This window comes from Curtobacterium sp. PhB115 (assembly GCF_003752025.1).
Taxonomy (GTDB): domain Bacteria; phylum Actinomycetota; class Actinomycetes; order Actinomycetales; family Microbacteriaceae; genus Curtobacterium.
The window spans coordinates 70,000-88,523 of sequence record NZ_RJKR01000012.1 but is presented as its reverse complement, the minus strand read 5'-3'; the positions used below and the strand labels follow the sequence as shown (position 1 = coordinate 88,523).

At 70.8% G+C, this 18,524-nt stretch carries 20 protein-coding genes; 2 read left to right on the top strand and 18 right to left on the bottom strand.

Going from position 1 to position 18,524, the window contains the following annotated elements:
• The first annotated feature begins 75 nt into the window (after positions 1–75).
• Complete coding sequence (locus EDF19_RS17055) at positions 76–1,914, top strand: DivIVA domain-containing protein (protein WP_123682059.1); 1,839 nt, start codon at positions 76–78, stop codon at positions 1,912–1,914.
• Between the two features lie 88 nt (positions 1,915–2,002).
• Here the strand turns inward: EDF19_RS17055 and EDF19_RS17050 are convergent, their stop codons facing one another.
• The 10 genes from EDF19_RS17050 to EDF19_RS17005 form a co-directional block, all read right to left on the bottom strand.
• Positions 2,003–2,779 carry an alpha/beta hydrolase gene (locus EDF19_RS17050; protein WP_123682058.1) on the bottom strand — a complete coding sequence of 259 codons (777 nt, stop codon included), beginning with the start codon at positions 2,777–2,779 and terminating at the stop codon, positions 2,003–2,005.
• Entirely contained in the window at positions 2,776–3,078 is a 303-nt protein-coding gene (locus EDF19_RS17045; protein ID WP_260217260.1) for a hypothetical protein, read from the bottom strand. The genes EDF19_RS17050 and EDF19_RS17045 overlap by 4 nt, the downstream gene beginning before the upstream one ends.
• Positions 3,079–3,090: 12 nt before the next feature.
• Entirely contained in the window at positions 3,091–4,029 is a 939-nt protein-coding gene (locus tag EDF19_RS17040) for a lytic transglycosylase domain-containing protein (protein WP_260217259.1), read from the bottom strand.
• Between the two features lie 147 nt (positions 4,030–4,176).
• On the bottom strand, positions 4,177–4,725 hold the full coding sequence (locus tag EDF19_RS17035) for a DivIVA domain-containing protein (protein ID WP_123682057.1): 549 nt from the start codon (positions 4,723–4,725) through the stop codon (positions 4,177–4,179).
• Positions 4,726–4,805: 80 nt separating this feature from the next.
• Complete coding sequence (locus EDF19_RS17030) at positions 4,806–5,816, bottom strand: phosphatidate cytidylyltransferase (protein WP_260217258.1); 1,011 nt, start codon at positions 5,814–5,816, stop codon at positions 4,806–4,808.
• Positions 5,816–6,370: a ribosome recycling factor gene (frr, locus tag EDF19_RS17025; protein WP_123682056.1), complete on the bottom strand. Its 555-nt coding sequence runs from the start codon at positions 6,368–6,370 to the stop codon at positions 5,816–5,818. Before frr ends, EDF19_RS17030 begins: the two co-directional genes overlap by 1 nt.
• A gap of 47 nt (positions 6,371–6,417) precedes the next feature.
• Positions 6,418–7,137, bottom strand: a complete 720-nt coding sequence (pyrH, locus tag EDF19_RS17020) for a UMP kinase (RefSeq protein ID WP_123682055.1) — start codon at positions 7,135–7,137, stop codon at positions 6,418–6,420.
• A 134-nt stretch (positions 7,138–7,271) separates the two neighbouring features.
• Positions 7,272–8,099 carry a translation elongation factor Ts gene (gene tsf / locus EDF19_RS17015; protein ID WP_123682054.1) on the bottom strand — a complete coding sequence of 276 codons (828 nt, stop codon included), beginning with the start codon at positions 8,097–8,099 and terminating at the stop codon, positions 7,272–7,274.
• 83 nt (positions 8,100–8,182) lie between these two features.
• The gene (gene rpsB / locus EDF19_RS17010; RefSeq protein WP_123682053.1) at positions 8,183–9,112 is read right to left on the bottom strand and encodes a 30S ribosomal protein S2; all 930 of its coding nucleotides are present in this window, start codon (positions 9,110–9,112) and stop codon (positions 8,183–8,185) included.
• A gap of 298 nt (positions 9,113–9,410) precedes the next feature.
• On the bottom strand, positions 9,411–10,853 hold the full coding sequence (locus EDF19_RS17005) for a sugar porter family MFS transporter (RefSeq protein ID WP_123682052.1): 1,443 nt from the start codon (positions 10,851–10,853) through the stop codon (positions 9,411–9,413).
• Between the two features lie 362 nt (positions 10,854–11,215).
• Between EDF19_RS17005 and EDF19_RS17000 the strand changes: the two genes are divergently transcribed.
• A complete protein-coding gene (locus EDF19_RS17000) occupies positions 11,216–11,785 on the top strand; it encodes a murein hydrolase activator EnvC (protein WP_185022919.1) in 570 nt (189 codons plus the stop codon).
• Positions 11,786–11,886: 101 nt separating this feature from the next.
• Here EDF19_RS17000 and EDF19_RS16995 read toward each other — a convergent pair whose 3' ends face one another.
• The 8 genes from EDF19_RS16995 to lepB form a co-directional block, all read right to left on the bottom strand.
• The gene (locus tag EDF19_RS16995) at positions 11,887–12,819 is read right to left on the bottom strand and encodes a tyrosine recombinase XerC (protein WP_123682050.1); all 933 of its coding nucleotides are present in this window, start codon (positions 12,817–12,819) and stop codon (positions 11,887–11,889) included.
• Positions 12,820–12,844: 25 nt separating this feature from the next.
• Complete coding sequence (dprA, locus tag EDF19_RS16990; protein ID WP_123682049.1) at positions 12,845–14,116, bottom strand: DNA-processing protein DprA; 1,272 nt, start codon at positions 14,114–14,116, stop codon at positions 12,845–12,847.
• Positions 14,113–15,636: a YifB family Mg chelatase-like AAA ATPase gene (locus tag EDF19_RS16985; RefSeq protein ID WP_123682048.1), complete on the bottom strand. Its 1,524-nt coding sequence runs from the start codon at positions 15,634–15,636 to the stop codon at positions 14,113–14,115. Before EDF19_RS16985 ends, dprA begins: the two co-directional genes overlap by 4 nt.
• Positions 15,633–16,055, bottom strand: coding sequence for a YraN family protein (locus tag EDF19_RS16980; protein ID WP_311317125.1), 423 nt, complete (start codon positions 16,053–16,055; stop codon positions 15,633–15,635). The genes EDF19_RS16985 and EDF19_RS16980 overlap by 4 nt, the downstream gene beginning before the upstream one ends.
• A 120-nt stretch (positions 16,056–16,175) precedes the next feature.
• Positions 16,176–16,526 (bottom strand): Lsr2 family protein, encoded by a 351-nt coding sequence (locus EDF19_RS16975; RefSeq protein WP_123682046.1) that lies wholly within the window; start codon positions 16,524–16,526, stop codon positions 16,176–16,178.
• Between the two features lie 106 nt (positions 16,527–16,632).
• The gene (locus tag EDF19_RS16970) at positions 16,633–16,956 is read right to left on the bottom strand and encodes a DUF2469 family protein (RefSeq protein ID WP_111086072.1); all 324 of its coding nucleotides are present in this window, start codon (positions 16,954–16,956) and stop codon (positions 16,633–16,635) included.
• Positions 16,957–17,061: 105 nt separating this feature from the next.
• The gene (locus tag EDF19_RS16965; RefSeq protein WP_123682045.1) at positions 17,062–17,769 is read right to left on the bottom strand and encodes a ribonuclease HII; all 708 of its coding nucleotides are present in this window, start codon (positions 17,767–17,769) and stop codon (positions 17,062–17,064) included.
• Positions 17,766–18,509, bottom strand: coding sequence for a signal peptidase I (gene lepB / locus EDF19_RS16960; protein ID WP_123682044.1), 744 nt, complete (start codon positions 18,507–18,509; stop codon positions 17,766–17,768). Before lepB ends, EDF19_RS16965 begins: the two co-directional genes overlap by 4 nt.
• Positions 18,510–18,524 lie beyond the last annotated feature (15 nt).

Genomic DNA, 18,524 nt, shown 5'->3' with positions numbered 1-18,524 from the left:
ACGACCCCATCGGCCCACCACTACAATCGAGGCCGGGCCTGCGCTGGCCCTCCGCCGAGCACACAGGAGCGACACGTGGCGAACGACGAGGCAGAGTTCGGGACCGAACTGCGCGGCTACCGCCGCGACGAGGTCGAACGGGCCCTGAACGACCTGCGCCGCGAGCTGATCAAGTCGAACACCGACCGCGCGGACGCCGCGAAGGAGATCCGTCTCCTGCAGTCCCGCGTCTCCGAGCTCCAGGGCGAGCTCGACGAGGCCGGCACCCCCACCTACAGCGGACTCGGCACCCGGCTCGAGTCGACCCTGCGCGTCGCCGAAGAGCAGTCCACGCGGCTCATCAGCCAGGCGGACATCGACGCACAACGTCTCCGTGCGTCCAGCCGTGCCGACGCCGAGCGCATCGTGCGCGAGGCCCAGGAAGAAGCGCGCGACACCCTCGACGACGCCCGGACCCGCGCGACGAACGAGCTGACCCGCGCCCGCGCCGAGGCCGCCGACACCGTCGAACGCGCCCGCGCCGAGTCGGGCCTGCTCACCCAGGACGCCCGGAACGAGGCCGCCGCCATCCGCGGTGCCGCCGTGACCGAGGCCGCCGAGGTCCGTTCCGTCGCGATCCGCGAGACCAACGCCCTGCGTGCGCAGGTCGAGCACGAGGTCGCCGAGCTGCGCGAGATCGCCCAGCGCGAGTCCGCGGACGCCCGTACCGCCGCCGCCGAGCTCGACCGCGACACCGAGCACCGCCGCTCCGTGTTCGAGGCCGACCACGCCCGCCGCACCGAGGACCTCGACCGCGAGGAATCGACGCGCCGCGAGTCGCTCGAGCGCGAGGTCACCGAGGGCCGTGCCGCCTGGCACCGCGAGCGCGACGAGCAGCAGCAGACCCACGCCATCGCGCTCGAACGCGGTCGCGCCGAGCTCGAGTCCGAGGTCGAGCGCCGTCGCGCCGAGCTGGACACCGAGTTCGCCGACCGCCGTCGTGTGGTCGAGGAAGAGCTCGCGGCCGCCCGCGCCGAGTGGGACCGCGAACTCGCCACGGCACGCACCGCCCTGGCGCAGGAGGTCGAGGCCGCCCGCGCCCAGCTCCGCGTCGACGAGGAGCAGACCCGGGTCGAGAACGAGCGGCTCGTACAGGAGACCGCCGACCGCATCGCCCGTGAGCTCGAGGAGCACGACACCCGGATCGCCCGAGAGCGCGCCGAAGCCGACTCCGACGCCGAGCGGGCACTCCGCGAGCACGAGAACGAGCTCGCAGCCCGCCGTGAGCGCGAACACGCCGAGGTCGACACCGAGATCGCCGACCGCCGCACCGCGGAGCTCGGGACCCTCGAGACCGAGCGCACCGCCCTCCGCCAGGAGATCGACACCGCGCGTGCCGACCTCGCGAAGGAGCGCGACGAAGCCCGTGCCGAGATCGCCCGCGAACGCGACGAGGCCCGGACGACGCTCGAGTCGGAGCTCGCCGCCCGCCGTGACGACGCCGAGCAGGACTACCTGCAGAAGCACCACGAGACGGTCACCGAGACGCAGAAGTACCTGGACGAGGCGAACCTGCAGCTCGCCGAGGCCACCCGCCGCGCCACCGAGGCACGCGAGCGTGCCGAGCGCCTGCAGCAGGAGGCCGACGACCTCGAGCGCACGAGCACGGCCGACGCGCAGGAGCACGCGCGCACCATCGTCGCCGACGCGCAGGACCGGGTGCACCGGATGGTCGCGGACGCCGAGGAGCGCACCGCAGCCACCATCGCCGAGGCCGAGGACCGCCTCGCGGCGATCCGGACCGAGCGCGAAGCCGTGGCGGGCTACCTCGAGAACCTGCGCGGCGTGCTGACGCACGCGACCGGGCTGCTCGGGACGGCACCCGGCAGCGAGTCCGAGCCGGCCGACGACAGCGAAGACGCGACCACACGCTGACGCGACCCGGCCTGGAGGCGCGAGTCGCGCCTCCAGGCTGACTCACGTCACCGACGTGACCCGGCCTCGGGCACCCGGCCCGCGTCCGTCAGACCGGCCAGTGCGTCGGCAGCGGGGCGCTTCCGGGCACCACGAGGTCCGCGATCGCATCGAGCACGATGCGGACGTACCGCTCCCCCACCCAGAGGTGCTTCGCACCCGCCACCGGGACGACCCGGACGTTCGGGGCGAGGGCGAACCGCTCAGCCGCCTGGTCGGGCTGCAGGAAGTCGTCGTGCTCCGGCACCAGGGCGACCACGGGGACGGCGGCGCCGGCCCAGCGCGCGAGCTCCTCGTCGGTGGTGCGGTGCAGTGGCGGCGAGAGCAGGACGACACCTGCCACAGTGCCGGCCTCGACGTGCTCGAGCGCGTGCTTGAGGATCACCTCGGTGCCGAACGACCAGCCGACCAGCCACGGCGTCGGGAGTCCTCGGTCCGTGACCTCGGCGACCGCGGCGCGCAGGTCGAAGCCCTCGGAGACGCCCTCGCCGAAGGTGCCCTCGGAGGTCCCCCGGGGCGACGACACCGACCGGAAGTTGAAGCGCAGCACGGCGATGTCCGCCAGCGCCGGCAGGCGAGCGGCGGCCTTCTTCAGGACGTGCGAGTCCATGAAGCCGTGCGCGGTGGGGAGCGGGTGCAGCGTGACGATGGTTCCGCGGGCCGGGTGCTCCAGCGGTTCCGCGAGCTCGCCGACGAGTGTCAGGTGGTCGTCGGTGACGAGTTCGACGTCGGTGCGCCGGGCGGGCAGTTCGGTGCCGGAGCGGATCTCGTCGGTGCTGGTCTCGTCGGTGCTGGTCTCGTCGGTGCTGGTCCGGTCGGTGGTCATGCGATGCTCCAGCAGTGGTTGTGCCAGTGTCGGCGGGACGCGAGGTCGGCGGCGTCGCCGAGCACCCCGTCGGATCGCCAGACCACCACGTGCGCGGTGCCGGGCAGGACGGTGCCACCGCAGCCCGGGCAGACGTACTCCTTCTGCGCCGAGGCGGCGGACACGGGCTGCACGAGGAACTCGCGGCCACGACGCACCTCGGTGCGCTTCCACGAGCTCATCAGCCGATCGAGGCCGGTGTCCTCGTCAGGCTCGACGTCGCGACCACGGGGCCGCCGCGGTCGGTTGCTGCGCGGCACCCGTTCTGCCGATCAGTACCAGTTGTTGGCCTGGCTGTGACCCCACGCGCCGCACGGGGTGCCGTAGACACCCGCGATGTAGTTGAGGCCCCACGTGATCTGCGTCGCGGGGTTCGTCTGCCAGTCGGCACCGGCCGAAGCCATCTTGCTGCCCGGGAGCGCCTGCGGGATGCCGTAGGCACCGCTCGGGTTGTACGCGTTGACGCGCCATCCCGACTCCTTGTTCCAGAGGGAGACGAGGCAGTTGTACTGGTCGGTCCCCCAGCCACGGGCGGTGACCTGCTGGAGCGCGATCGCCTGGGCGCTGCCGGCGTCGGGCACCGCGGCCGTCGCTGCTAGGGTGTTCGCCGCGGAGACGGACTCGGTCGACGCTGCGGCGGTCGTGTCGTCCGTCGTCGCCGTCGCGTCGTCCGTCGTGGCGGTCTCGGTCTCGGCCTTCTTGACGACCTTCGGAGCCGGCACGGTGACGCCGTAGTCGTCGCGACCGGCAGCGGCGTCGCCGTAGGTGCCGTGCGCCGTGTACTGCTGCGGCGCCGGGGCCTTGACGAGCACGGGGGTGTCGACCGCGGCCTGTGCGACGTCGGCCTGCAGCGGGTTGAACAGCGAGGCGCCGACGAAGAGGAAGACGCCGAAGAACGAGAACGCCGGGATCGACGAACGCTTCCGGGCGAAGGAGTTCACACCGGACATGCCACCGCTCGGGCGCGTCGCGACGGCTGCCGTCGTGCGGGCTGCCGTCGTGCGGGCTGCCGTCGTGCGGGCGCGACGCTGCTTCACGATGCGCGGGTCCGCCGGGGTGCTCGGCACGGCGTGTGCGAACGCGGCGACGGCTTCGTCGGAGACGCGGTTCGCTGCCACCGACTTCGGCGTCGCGATCGGCTCGGTCACCGCGGGGAGCACCTGCGGGTTCGCCTGGAGCACCGAGGTGTCCGTCGAGCGGGTTCGGTTCATTGCCGCGCGGCGCTCACCGGGAGCCAGCTGGCTCAGGTGCTCGCGGGTATCGCGGTCGGAGCTGTTGTCTGCCGTGTGCCTGCCCATGAGTAGGACCAGGGTAACGGAACGATCACGGAAAGCGAAGCACCTGGGCCCAGCGCGTCGTCACCGGACAGCGAGCATGACCTCGACGACGGCGTCGAGCAGCGCGTCAACCTGGCCCTCGCGGTACCCGCCGTGCTTCGGCCGGAACACGATCGACCGCACCTCGGTCAGGCTGAGCGGCTTGCCCTCGCGGAAGTAGCCACCGAGACGCGCCGCGAACGCGTCGACGTCCTTCGGGTGGTAGCCGGTGCCGAGCACGCTGACACGGCTGAACCGCTGACCGTCCGGACGCTCGAGCCGTGCGACGACGTCGGAGGCCTTCGTGCGCGCGTCGGAGTACCAGGCCTTCTGGCCGACCTCACCGATCTCGCGCTCGCGCTCGCGGGCCGCGAAGGCGTCCTCGAGGCGTTCGAGCGCGGCGTCGACGTGGGCGGTCGAGTACCCGCCCTTCCGCATCGAGAAGGCGGTGGCGCGGATCTTCGCGGCTTCGATGCCGGGGGCGCTGTCGTCGGCTGAGTACGCACGCCGGGCGTCCTCGAGGAAACGCTCGACCTCGTCGACGTCGTAACCGAGGGCGGAACGGGCTGCGGTCGGGAAGGTGGTGGCCACGGCGTCATTCTGCCAGTCCCGACCCGTGGCACAACCTGGACGCGCTGGGCGCGCCGTTCAGGGAGCCCGGACGGATCCGGTCAGTGGTTGACGATCAGGTACAACACGTAGGCGACCGCGGCCGACGGCAGGATGCTGTCGATCCGGTCGAGGAGCCCACCGTGCCCGGGCAGGAAGGACGAGATGTCCTTGATGCCGAGGTCGCGCTTGATCATCGACTCGGTCAGGTCGCCGAGCGTCGCCGAGCCGGAGATGAGCACTCCCAGCACCACGCCGGTCCACCAGGGCAGCCCGAGCATGAGCCAGGTGACGAGGATGCCGACGACGATGCTCGCCGCCACCGAGCCCGCGAAGCCCTCCCAGGTCTTCTTCGGACTGATCCGCGGTGCCATGGGGTGCTTGCCGAGGTTGAGACCGGTCGCGTACGCACCGGTGTCCACCGCGACGACGACCAGGATGAACGCGATCACCCAGAGGTTGCCCTGCGGCTGCGCGGACAGCAGCACGACACAGGCACCGAGCAGGGAGATGTAGGCCTGCACGAACAAGCCGTTCGTCAGGTCACGGGCGACGTTGCCCGCGGGTGGCTTCGGACGGGTCACCGCCACCTCGACCAGTCGCCACAGAATGATCAGCACGATGCCGCCGAGCAGCGTGAACAGCGCCGCGATCTGCCCGTACAGGAACGCCGCCGGCACGATCGCGATCGCGACGGCGACGCTCGGGATCCGTGGGACGTCCCGGCCGGCGAAGCGCATGGCGCTCGTGAGCTCGTAGACGCCCACGCCGAGCAGGAACGCCGCCACTACCATGAACGACGGCGTCCAGATGAGGAGCGTGCCGAGCATCACCACGGCGAACGCGAGGGCGATGCCGATCGCGGCCGGCAGGTTCCGTCCGGTCCGGGCGGTCAGGGCTTCGTTGCGCGCGCCGAAGTCGGCCTTCCGCTGCCGGAGCTGCGCCTCGAAGTCGTTGCGTGCGGCACGGGCCCGCGCATCGAAGTCCTGGCGCAGCCCCTTCTTCACGGGCCCGGTCTGCCCGGGCCCGTTCTCTGCTGTGGGGCGCTCACCGCCCTGGTCTGGACGACGCATCAGACCTCGAGGAGTTCCGCTTCCTTCTTCTTCAGCGAGTCGTCGATCTGGTCGACGTGCTTCTTCGTCAGGGCCTCGAGGTCCTTGTCGCCGCGAGCGATCTCGTCGTCCGAGATCTCACCCTTGAGGGCGTCGAGGTCGTCCTTCGCCTTGCGGCGGATGTTGCGGATGACGACCTTGTGGTCCTCGCCCTTCGTCCGCACGAGCTTGACGAACTCCTTGCGGCGGTCCTTGGTGAGCTCGGGGATCGTCACGCGGACGATGTCACCGTCGTTCGTCGGGCTGGCACCGAGGTTCGGGAACGTCGCGATGGCGCGCTCGATCTCCTTGAGGGCCGTCTTGTCGTACGGCGTCACGATGAGCGTGCGGGCCTCGGGCGTCTGCAGCGAGGCGAGCTGGGCGAGCGGCGTCGGGGTGCCGTAGTACTCGACCGGGATCTTCTGGAAGAGCGCGGCGTTGATGCGGCCGGTGCGGACGGTGGAGAAGTCGTCCTTGGCGACCTCGACCGCCTTCGCCATCTTCTCGGTGGCTTCGGTCAGGACATCACTGATCACGGTGTTTCTCCTTCGGTACTGGCGTCGAGTCTAGTCAGCGCGGCGGGTCAGTTGCTGACCACGGTGCCGATGCGCTCGCCCCGGATGGCGGCCTGGACGTTGCCGTCGCCCTCCATGCCGAAGACGTGCATCGGCATGCCGTTGTCCATGCAGAGGGAGAACGCCGTGGCGTCGACGACCTTGAGGCCCTTGAGCAGCGCGTCCTGGTAGGTCACGTGGTGCAGCTTCTCGGCGGTGGCGTCCTTCTTCGGGTCCGCGGTGTACACGCCGTCGACGCCGTTCTTGGCGACCAGGACCTCGTCGGCCTTGATCTCGAGCGCCCGCTGCGCCGCCACGGTGTCCGTCGAGAAGTACGGCAGTCCGGCACCGGCGCCGAAGATCACGACGCGGCCCTTCTCGAGGTGCCGCTCGGCGCGGCGCGGGATGTACGGCTCGGCGACCTGGGTCATCGCGATGGCCGACTGCACGCGGGTGGCGGCTCCGGCCTGCTCGAGGAAGTCCTGCAGCGCGAGTGCGTTCATGACGGTGCCGAGCATGCCCATGTAGTCGGCGCGGCCACGGTCCATGCCGCGCTGCGAGAGCTCGGCGCCGCGGAAGAAGTTGCCACCGCCGACGACGATCGCGATCTCGACCTCACGGGCGGCCACGGCGATCTCCCTGGCGATGGAGCCGATCACGTCGGGGTTCACCCCGAGGGACCCGGCGCCGAAGGCCTCTCCCGACAGCTTCAGCAGTACGCGGCGTCGTCCGGTCTTCTCGTCGGTCATCTGATCGCACCCTTCGTCGTGGTCTCGTGGAAATGTACTCGCGGATGTGTCGCGCTCGTGCGCGCTCGTGCGCGCTCGTGCGCGCGAAAACGGGGCCAGGAACCTCGTTGGTTCCTGGCCCCGTCACGGGTTCGTTACGCGCCGACCTTGACGCGGGCGAAGCCCTGGATCGTGATGCCGGCGTTCTCGGCGGCCTTCGCGACGGAGATCTTGTTGTCCTTCGCGTAGTCCTGGTCGAGGAGCGACACCTGCTTGATGTAGGCGTTCACCCGACCCTCGACGATCTTCGGGAGGGCAGCCTCGGGCTTGCCCTCTTCACGCGTGATCGCCTCGACGGTCGCACGCTCCTTGGCGATCTCGTCGGCCGGGACCTCGTCGCGGGTCAGGTACGTCGGGTTCGCGAACGCGACGTGCTGAGCGATCGAACGGGCTTCCGCAGCGTTGTCACCCTCGTACGCGATGACGACGGCGATCTGCGGCGGCAGGTCCTGGCTGGTCTTGTGCAGGTAGATCTCGAAGGCCGAGCCCTCGACACGGCGGACCGTGCGGACCTCGAGCTTCTCGCCCAGCGCAGCAGCGGCCTCGTTGACGACCTCGAGGACGGTCTTGCTGTCCAGCGGGGCGGCGTTCGCGGCGGCGACGTCGGCAGCACCGGCGGCCGCGACGGCCCCGAGCACCTTGTCGGCGAGGGTCGTGAACTTCTCGTTCTTCGCGACGAAGTCGGTCTCGCTCGCGAGCTCGACGACCGTGGCGGCGCCGTTCTCGGAGCTCGCGACGACGACACCCTCGGAGGTGGCGCGGTCATCGCGCTTGGCGACGGCCTTCGCACCCTTGATGCGGAGCAGCTCGACGGCCTTGTCGTAGTCGCCGTCGGCCTCGACGAGCGCGTTCTTCGCGTCCATCATGCCGGCGCCGAGGTCCTCGCGGAGCTTCTTCACGTCAGCAGCGGTGAAGTTTGCCATTGACTGTCCTTTCTGGACTGTACGTGTGTGGAGAGTGGAGGTCGCAGGCGCCGGACCCGATCGGATCCGGCGCCTGCGATGGCTCACTCGGCGGGGGTGGTCTCCGCGGCTGCCTCGGCCTCGGCCGTCGGCTCCGCGTTCTTCGCGTCGTCGGCGATCGGCTCGCCGATCTCCTTCGCGGCGACCTGCGCGTCAGCGTCGTTCTCCTCGACGGTCGACCCCTCGGGGGCGGCGTCAGCGGACGGCGTGGCTGCGGCGTCGCCACCGAGGAGCTCCTGCTCCCACTCGGCGAGGGGCTCGGTGGCCTCGTCGTCGTCGCCACCGTTGTGGCGGGTCTTCAGGCCCTCGGCCGCGGCGTCGGCGACGATGCGGGTGAGGAGACCGACGGAGCGGATCGCGTCGTCGTTGCCCGGGATCGGGTACGTGATCTCGTCGGGGTCGCAGTTCGTGTCGAGGATGCCGATGATCGGGATCCCGAGCTTCTGCGCCTCGTCGACGGCGAGGTGCTCCTTCTTGGTGTCGACGATCCAGAGCGCGCTCGGGGTGCGCGTGAGGTTGCGGATACCACCGAGGGTCTTGTGGAGCTTGTCCAGCTCGCGCTTCTTGATGAGGAGCTCCTTCTTGGTGAAGCCCTTCGTCGTGTCGTCGAAGTCGATCTCCTCGAGCTCCTTCATGCGCGCGAGGCGCTTGGAGACCGTCTGGAAGTTCGTGAGCAGACCGCCGAGCCAACGCTGGTTGACGTACGGCTGGCCGACGCGGGTCGCCTGCTCGGCGATGGAGCCCTGCGCCTGCTTCTTGGTGCCCACGAAGAGGATCGTGCCACCGTGCGCGACCGTCTCCTTGACGAAGTCGTATGCGCGGTCGATGAAGGCCAGCGACTGCTGCAGGTCGATGATGTGGATGCCCGAGCGCTCGGCGAGGATGAAGCGCTTCACCTTCGGGTTCCACCGACGGGTCTGGTGTCCGAAGTGGACGCCGCTGTCGAGCAGCTGGCGGATGGTGACGACGGCCATGTGCCGTCCTCCTTCTGTGTTCTCGGCGCACAGCTGCGCTGTGCCCCTGTTGCGGTTGTGTCGAACACGACCGGAGGTCGTGGTCCCTGGTGTCCTGGCACGCGACCGCCCACTCGTGAGAGGGGGACCGGTGGTCGGGTGCCGAGTCGACGGCGGCGAACCGCTGACGGCCCTGTGGACACGCGAAGTCAGCGCGCATCAGCGCACTGCTGGGGAAATGCTAGCAGAAAGGAGGCCCGGATCACGTTCGCCGACCGGCTGACGTGATCCGGGCCTCCCGGCCTGGTGATCCGGAGGATCAGGCCTTGGCGTTCACCGTGTCGCCCTCGGCGGAGATGCCCATCTCCTCGAGCGAACGGCCCTTGGTCTCGGGGATCTTCGCGATGACGAAGAAGAACGAGATCAGCGCGAACAGCGCGTAGATGCCGTAGGTCACCGTCAGGTTGAACCCGGACAGCACCGGGAACGTGATGGTGACGATGAAGTTCGCGACCCAGTTGGCAGCCGAGCCGATGCCGAGCGCCGTGGCACGGATGCGGTTCGGGAACATCTCACCGAGCAGCACCCACATGAGCGGACCCCACGTCGCACCGAACGACACGACGAACAGGTTCGCGAAGATGAGGGCGATGACGCCCCACGCGCCGGGCAGGCTCGGGTTGCCGTCCACGATCGTCGACTGCGAGAACGCGATCGCGACCATCGCCAGCGACACGAACATGCCGGCCGAACCGGTGACGAGCAGCGGCTTCCGACCGACCTTGTCGACCAGGAAGATCGCGATGAACGTGACCGCGACGTTGACCACCGAGGTGATGGTGGAGATGAGGAACGAGTCGCTCTCCTTGAACCCGACGGCCTGCCACAGCGTCGTCGAGTAGTAGAAGATCACGTTGATGCCGACGAACTGCTGCAGCACGGCCAGGATGATGCCGACCCAGACGATGGGCTGCAGGCCGAAGCGGTTGCCCCGGATCGAGCCCTTCTTCTCGTTGGCTTCCTTCTTGATGCCGTCCTGGATTTCCTCCAGGCTCGTGTTCACCGTGTCGCGCGGGACGATCTTCGTCATGACCGCGCGGGCGTCCTCCGTCCGCCCCTTGGCGAGCAGGTACCGCGGCGACTCCGGCAGCGTGATCGCCAGGATGCCGTAGACCACCGACGGGATCACGCCGACCAGGAACATCCAGCGCCACGCCGGCAGGCCGAGGACGACCTCCGAGGCGCCACCGGCGGTCACGGCGAAGAACTGGTCGGACAGCAGCGCGGCGAAGATACCGAGCGTGATGGCGAGCTGCTGGAACGAGGCCAGCCGCCCACGGATCGCCTTGGGCGAGACCTCGGAGATGTACGCCGGCGCGATCACCGAGGCGGTACCGATGCCGAGACCACCGACGAGACGCCACAGGACGAAGTCCCACGTGGCGAACGCGAAGCCGGAGCCGATCGAGCTCACCAGGAACAGGACGGCGGCCCAGAACATCACCCGGGTGCGACCCCAGCGGTCAGCGAGTCGACCGGCGAAGTAGGCGCCGAACGCACAGCCGATGAGGGCGGAGGCCACGGCGAAGCCGCTCGCGGCCTCGGACAGGCCGAACTCGCCCTTGATGGCCTCGACCGCGCCGTTGATGACCGACGAGTCGAATCCGAAGAGGAACCCGCCCACCGCTGCGGCGATGGCGAACGCGGTGACCTTCCCCTTGAACGCACGGTCCTCGCCGTGCCCGGTGGCTGTGTTCGACACGATGCTCCTGGGTTCTGCCGGCCGTGCTGCTGTGTGCACGGTGCCCCGGCGGTCGGCTCGTTCGCCGTCCGTGCGGCGTTGCGTGGTCCGGAGCGGCCCCGACTGTACTCCTCGTGGCGGACGTGGTCATAACCGGGTGGGGTACGGGAGTGGCGGGTGCGTCGGGTGCGGGGTTTCGCTTGACGCGCACGAGCTTTCCGACGATCCACCGGTCGATCCCCTCGTGGTTCGTCGCACCATGCACCTGCATGGTCGCGTCCGGCGCGCGTGCCCTTCCTCCACAGGCCTGGAGGCACGACTCACGCTCCACAGATCGACCTCCGTCGGTCCCGTGGTCGGCCAGGGAACCGCACGCTGGGTGCATGTCCTCCTCCCGCCCGGCCGCGTGGCTCGTGTCCGCACTGCTCGCCGTCTTCGTCGCGGTGCTCACGGGCACCGCACCGGGAACGACGTCCACGGGCACGATCGCGTCCGCGCGGGCTTCTGCGTCGGTGGGGGCGCCGAGGGGCGCCGCGCCCTGGGTCTGGCCCACCGGCACGAGGGTGGTCGAGCGGGGATGGGAACGGCCGTCGGACGACTACTCCGCCGGGCACCGCGGGATCGATGTCCCGGCGCCGCTCGGCACGCCGGCCGGCGCGGTGGACGACGGCACAGTGGCCTTCGCCGGCTCGGTCGGTGGCCGGACGGTGGTGACGGTCGACCACGGCGGAGGGCTGGTGAGCACCCTCGACTCCGTGACGCCCCTCGTGGCCGCGGGCGACCCGGTGCAGCAGGGCGAGCCGGTGGGGACGGTGTCCGTCGGGCACTGCTCCGCTGCGGATCCGTGTCTGCACCTCGGCGCCCGGGTGGACGGGAGGTACGTCGACCCGACGCCGTACCTGCCGCCCGCGGAGTGGCCGGTGCTGCTGCCGGAGTCGGCCTGGCCGGGGTGAGCGGTCGGGCACGAGAGCGCGTCAGGCTCGGGACGCGTCAGGCACGGGGCGCGTCAGGCACGGGGCGCGTCAGGCACGGGGCGCGTCAGGCACGGGGCGCGTCAGGCGCGGGGGTGCGCGGTGCGGTAGACCTCACGGAGTCGCGCCGAGGAGACATGGGTGTAGATCTGCGTGGTGCCGAGGCTCGCGTGCCCCAGGAGCTCCTGGACCGCACGCAGGTCAGCTCCCCCGTCGAGCAGGTGCGTCGCCGCCGTGTGCCGGAAGGTGTGCGGCCCGCTCGGCCCCTCCCCCGGCAGGTCGGCGAGCAGCCGTGCGACGATCCGGTACGCACTCCGGACGCCGAGCCGACCCCCGCGGTCGCCGAGGAACAGCGCCGGGCCGGTCGGCTCCTCCGACCGGGCCGCGAGCGCCGCGCGTCCGTGCTCGAGCCAGCGCTCGAGTGCGTCGCGAGCCGGGACACCGAACGGTACGACCCGCTCCTTCCCGCCCTTGCCGAGCACCCGGACCGTGAGCCGCCCGCGGTCGACGTCGGTCACGTCGATCCCGACGAGCTCACTCACCCGGATCGCCGCGGCGTACAGGAGCTCGACGACGGCCAGGTCTCTCAGTGCCCCGGGATCGTCGGTCGCAGCGCGCGCACCGAGGCCGTCGAGCAGCACCCGCACCTGGTCGGTGGACACGACCCGCGGCAGGTGCGAGCCGCCCTTCGGTGCCCGGAGCCGCACGCCGGCATCGGTCGCGGTCGCCCCGGTCTCGCTCGCCCACCGGGTGAACGCGCGCACGGACGAGGACCGCCGCGCGATGGTGGACCGGGCGAGTCCGCGCTGGTCGGCGTCCCAGAGCCAGTCGCGCAGGACCTCGAGGTCCAGCCGGGCGATGTCGTCGACACCACGGGCGGCGGCGAACGCCACGAGCTGTTCGAGGTCGTTCGCGTACGCACGGAGCGTCTGCTCGCTGAGGCCGCGGGCATGGCGGGCGTGCGCCAGGAAGGTGTGCACCGCCACCTCGAGTCGTCCGTCGGTCTGCTCCGCCACCTGGTCAGCGTAGAGCGGGGTGCCGTCATGCCCGGGCCCACCCGCCGTTGCGACGCTCGACGAGCCCCTGGAGCTGCGCCAGCGCGATCGCGTCGGCGACCTCGGCGAGGGACATACCGGATCGCCGCGCGACCTCGTCGTCGGGCAGGGCACGTCGTCCGAGGGCATCGAGCACCCGCACGACCTCGGGGTCCTGGTCGGCCGACACCAGGGGCTCGTTCGGAACCGCGAGTGGCCGTCCCGCGGTCCGCGTTCCCGCCGCCCCGGTCGTCACCGCACCCCGACGGAGGACCGCAGCTGTCGGGTCCCCCGGGTGCACGACGAGCTGCGCCCGCCCTTGCGCGACGAGCCGGTGGCACCCGACGGACGCCGACGACGCGAACGCCCCGGGCACCGCGAACACCGGCCGCCCGAGCTGCGCCGCGTGGTGCGCCGTGTTGAGCGCACCGGACCGCGCTCCGGCCTCCACCACCACGGTCGCGTCCGCGAGCGCAGCGATCAGTCGGTTCCGCGCGAGGAAGCGCCAACGAGTGGGTCGGGTGCCCGGCGCGGACTCCGCCAGGAGCGCCCCCTGCCGCGCGACGTTCCGGAGCAGCTCGACGTTGCCGGCCGGGTACAGCTGGTCCACCCCGCCCGCCAGGACGGCGACGGTCGGCGACCCGGCGGCGATCGCGACCCGGTGCGCGACGGCGTCGATGCCGTACGCGCCTCCGCTCACGATCGCACACCCGGCGTCAGCACTCGTCGAGGTGACCTCGGCCGCCGCTTCCGCACCCGCGACCGTGTTCGCCCGCGACCCGACGACCGCGAGGGCCGGCAGCCCGTCCCCGACCAGCGCCGAGGCGCTGCGGATCCAGAGCACGACCGGGGCGTGGGGCCCGAGGTCGTCGAGCGCGCTCGGCCATCCCGCTCCCCCTGGTACGAGCAGCCGCGCACCGACGGCTTCGGCCGCTGCGAACACCCCGTTCACGTCGACCGCGGTCAGACGCGGCCGCCAGCGGGCGAGCGCCGACTCCAGCGCCGGACCGAAGGCGTCCGGGTCCTCGGCGCCGGCGACCCCTGCCTCGACACAGCCGTCGAGCAGCTCAGCCGAGTCGCCGTCGGCGGCGAGCAGGACGGCACCGAGTGCGCGCTCCGGTCCGAGTGCGGCGAGGAGCTCCCCCGCGACGGCGTCGCCCGGCTCGACCACCGCAGACCAGGCCACCCGTGCCGCGGTCTCGACCCGGTCCACCGAGTCACGCTCGGCCCCGAGCACTCGGCCGACGGCGTCGAGCAGGCCACGGCTCACGGGGTTCACAGCGCGCTCCGCAGCGCGAGGGCGCCGCCGACGTGCCGCTTCCCCGGACGGTCGACCGCGTCGAGGTCCGCGAGGGTCCACGCCAACCGCATCACGCGGTCCCACCCGCGCATGGTCAACGTGCCGAGGTCGAGCGCCCGGTCGAGGTCGACGGTGGAGCCCGGTTCGATCCGTCCGGCGACACGGAGCCACGAACCGGTCACCTCCGCGTTCCGCGTCCACCCGGTTCCGCGGAGCCGCTCGGACATCCGAGCCCTGGCCGAGGCCACGGTGGCCCGCGCGGCGGCCGTCGTGGGCGTGCTGCCGTCGGCGCCGCGCATCCGGGCCGTCGTGACCCGCGGCACGAGCACCCGGATGTCCATCCGGTCCAGGAGCGGCCCGGACATCCGGCCGAGGTACCGGCGGACGGCGCTCGGCGGGCACTCGCAGGGCTGCGCGTTGGCAGCGCCGGCGTTGCCGCAGGGACACGGGTTCGCGGCGAGCAGGACCTGGCACCGCGCCGGGAACTCCGCGGCCCCGGCAGCACGGTGGATCGTGATCCGTCCGGACTCCAGCGGTTGCCGGAGCGCATCGAGCACCGCGCGCGGGAACTCGGGCGCCTCGTCGAGGAACAGCACGCCCCGCGTCGCACGGGAGACGGCGCCGGGCCGGAGTGTGCCCGAGCCACCGCCGATGAGCGAGACGGCGGATGCCGAGTGGTGCGGGGCCTCCCACGGCGGTCGGGTGCTCCAGGAGGCAGCCCCGAGCCCGGCCACGGACCGGACGGCTGCGACCTCGAGTGCGGCCTGGTCGTCGAGGTCGGGCAGGAGCCCGGGGAGCCGTTCGGCGAGCATCGTCTTGCCGGCACCGGGTGGACCGAGGAGCAGCGCGTGGTGCCCTCCGGCCGCGGCGGCGATCACGGCACGCACCCCGATCGGATTGCCGACGACGTCCGCCAGCTCGGCGACCGGCATCGGGACCGCACCGACGGCCGCCGCGAGCACCGGCTCGACGTCCACCGCCGGCAGCAGTGCCCCGGCGTCGATCGCCGCCGCGCGCAACGAGTCGACGCCGATCGTCCGGACGCCGCTCACCACGCGAGCCTCGGCCACGTTGCCGACGGGCAGCACCACCCGTTCCGCCCCGGCGTCGCGGGCGGCGAGCAGCATCGGGATGACACCGGGCACCGGACGGACGCGGCCGTCCAGCCCGAGCTCGCCGATGTAGACGATGTGCTCCGACACCATCGGGGCCAAGCCGGCGCCGGCGAGCACGGCCATGGCGATCGCGAGGTCGAAACCGGATCCGCGCTTCGGGATCGCGGCCGGGGTCAGGTTGACGGTGATCCGCCGCGCCGGCAACGGACAGCCCGCGTTCGCCGCCGCTGCCCGGACCCGTTCTCGTGCTTCACCGAGGGAGGTGTCCGGGAGACCGATGATGCTGAAGGCCGGCAGCTGACTGGTCAGGTGCGCTTCGACCTCGATGCGGCGGCCCGTCACCCCGAGCAGTGCGACGGCTGCGGCGCGACCGATGCCGCTCACAGCACACCCACCAGGTGCTCGACGACGGTGCGCGGCCCGTCGACGTGGACGGCGACGGCGTCGATGCGGACCGCTCGTGCGGCAGTCTCCGGGTGGTCCTCGAACCACGCGGGCACGAGTCGGCGGAGCCGCGTGAGTTTCGATGCCGTGATCGCTTCGAACGGATGCCCGGTCCGGACACCCGACCGGGTCTTCACCTCGATGAACGCAAGCGTGCAGGAATCCCACGCGACGATGTCGATCTCACCGCGCGCACACCGCCAATTCCGATCGACGATGCGATATCCACGCGCCTGCAACCACGTCGCCGCTGCGTCTTCTCCGAATCGCCCGAGTCTGCCGTTCCGAAGTGATCGCCCGGTCGTGCTGTGCAGTGTCTGTTCCATGTCGTTGCCTCCGCCGACAACGATCGGGCACACGGCACCACAGTGAATCGGCACCCCGGCCACCTGTGGAATGACTCGGAACGAACAGTGATTGTGGAGGAATGACGAAGGACCCGGACGATCGTGATCGTCCGGGTCCTGCAGCGTCGCTCGCTAGTGCGCGGCGGCGTACGCTTCCTGCACCTGGGTCGAGATGCGGCCACGGGTCGAGACCTCGTAACCGTTCTCCTTCGCCCATTCGCGGATCTTGCCGAGTTCCTCGGAGTTGCCACGCTTCGGCGCGGACTTCGGCGCCGACGTGCCGCCGGTGCGTCGGCCGGAGACCTTGCGCGCAGCGGCCACGTAGTCGGAGATCGCTTCGCGGAACTTGTCGACGTTGTCGTTCGTCAAGTCGATCTCGTACGACGACCCGTCGAAACCGAATTCGACGGTACGGCCTTCGCCAGCGGTGATCGGGGAATCGTCGAGGTCGTCGACGAGCTGGACGGTGACCTTCTGTGCCATCTGCGGCTCCTGTTCATCTGGACGGGAATTCCCGTTCAGAATAGCGCGCACAAATACATCCGGTCACGCATCGTCGGCGATTCCCGACATCAGCCGTAATTGACGATCACTCGTCGAGCGCGAGTTCCTTCGGGAGTTCGAGTTCCCGCGAGGTGAGTTCCTCGACATTCACGTCCTTGAACGTCAGGACGCGCACGCCCTTCACGAACCGGTCGGAACGGTAGACGTCCCACACCCAGACGTCGTTCATCGTCAGTTCGAAGTAGAAATCGTGCTCGGTGTCGCGGCGCACCAGTTCGACCTCGTTGGCCAGGTAGAAACGTCGCTCGGTCTCGACCACGTAGCGGAACTGCGACACGACGTCGCGGTACTCGCGGTACAGGGCCAGCTCGACCTCGCGGTCGTAGTCGTCGAATTCGTCCTCATCCATTGCGCCCACAGTCTACGGCGCGAGCGACGCCCGCGAACCCCCAGCGAACGACACCCTCGAACCCCCAGCGAGCGACACCCTCGAACACCCCGGGACCAGCGCAGCTCAACCCGCGAGGACGTCCAACTCGTCGAACCCGTCGAGCGACACACTCGACGCCTGGTGCAGCCAGCTCTTCCGGTGCAGCGCGTGCGCCCCGACGGTCCGGATCGCGTCGTAGTGCGCCGTGGACCCGTAGCCCTTGTTCGACGCCCACGCGTAGTGCGGCGCCTCGTCGTGCGCCGCGATCATGAGGGCGTCACGCGTCACCTTCGCCACGACCGACGCCGCGGCGACCGACGCGCAGTCCCGGTCGGCCTTCACCCGGACGACGACCTCGAGTGGGTCCACCGCGGCCCGGAGCGACGCCGGCACAGCACGGCTCAGCCAGTCGAACGACCCGTCGAGCACGACCACGGCGCCGTCGAGCGACAGTCCGTCGGCGACGAGCGTCTCGAGCGCCTGCGCACCCGCGGCACCGAGGGCGGGGACGATGCCCTGCTGGTCCACGAAGTCCGCCGAGGCAAGTCCCACGGCGGTCCGTGCCCACCGCGTGACGACCGGGACGAGCTCGGTCCGGCGTGCGGCGGAGAGCAGCTTCGAGTCGGCGAGGCCCTGCGGCACACGCCCGACGTCGATCGTCACCGCGGCGACCCCGACCCCGACGGGCCCGGCGATGGCGCCTCGGCCGACCTCGTCCATGCCGATGACCGTCACGCGGCCCTCGGCGAGCAGCCGCTTCTCGACGCGCAGCGACGGACGAACCGCGGTCACTGGTCGCGTTCCTCGACCCCGGCGAAGACCTCGGGGTGGTCGTCGAGCCAGGTCCAGCGGCTGGTCGGCCACGAGATGACGAACGCGCGCCCGGTGACGTCGGACAGCGGCACGAAGCCCTTCGACGGCGTGTCCCCGTTGTAGCGCGAGTCCTTCGAGTCGTTGCGGTTGTCGCCCATCACCCAGATCGTGCCCTTGGGGACGGTGACGGAGAAGTCGGTCGCCGACGCCGGTGCGCCGGCCGGGAGCTTCAGGTACGGCTCCTTGATCGGGACACCGTTGACGGACATCTGCCCGAGGTCGTTGCAGCAGGAGACCTTGTCCCCCGGCAGGCCGATCACGCGCTTGATGAGGTGGTCGTCGCTGTCGCCGGTGCCGAGGCCGACCTGGGTCAGGAGCCAGTCGATCGCCTTCGCCGGCTGGGTGTCGGGCGTGACGCTCGGCACCTCGGACCCGGTGAGCCATCCACCCGGGTCCTTGAACACCACGACGTCCCCACGCTTCAGCGCGACCATGCCGGGGACGAGTTCGTTCACGATCACCCGGTCGTTGATCTGCAGCGTGTTCTCCATCGAGGCAGACGGGATGTAGAACGAGCGGATCAGGAACGTCTTGACGAGGAACGACACGAGCAGCGCCGCGATGAAGATGATGACGAGGTCCCGGAGGAAGGTGAGGACGCCGTTGCGCTTCTTCTCGGCACGGGGCCTGCGCCCGGGTTCACCAGTCGTGTCCGTCATTTCCGCTCTCGTTCA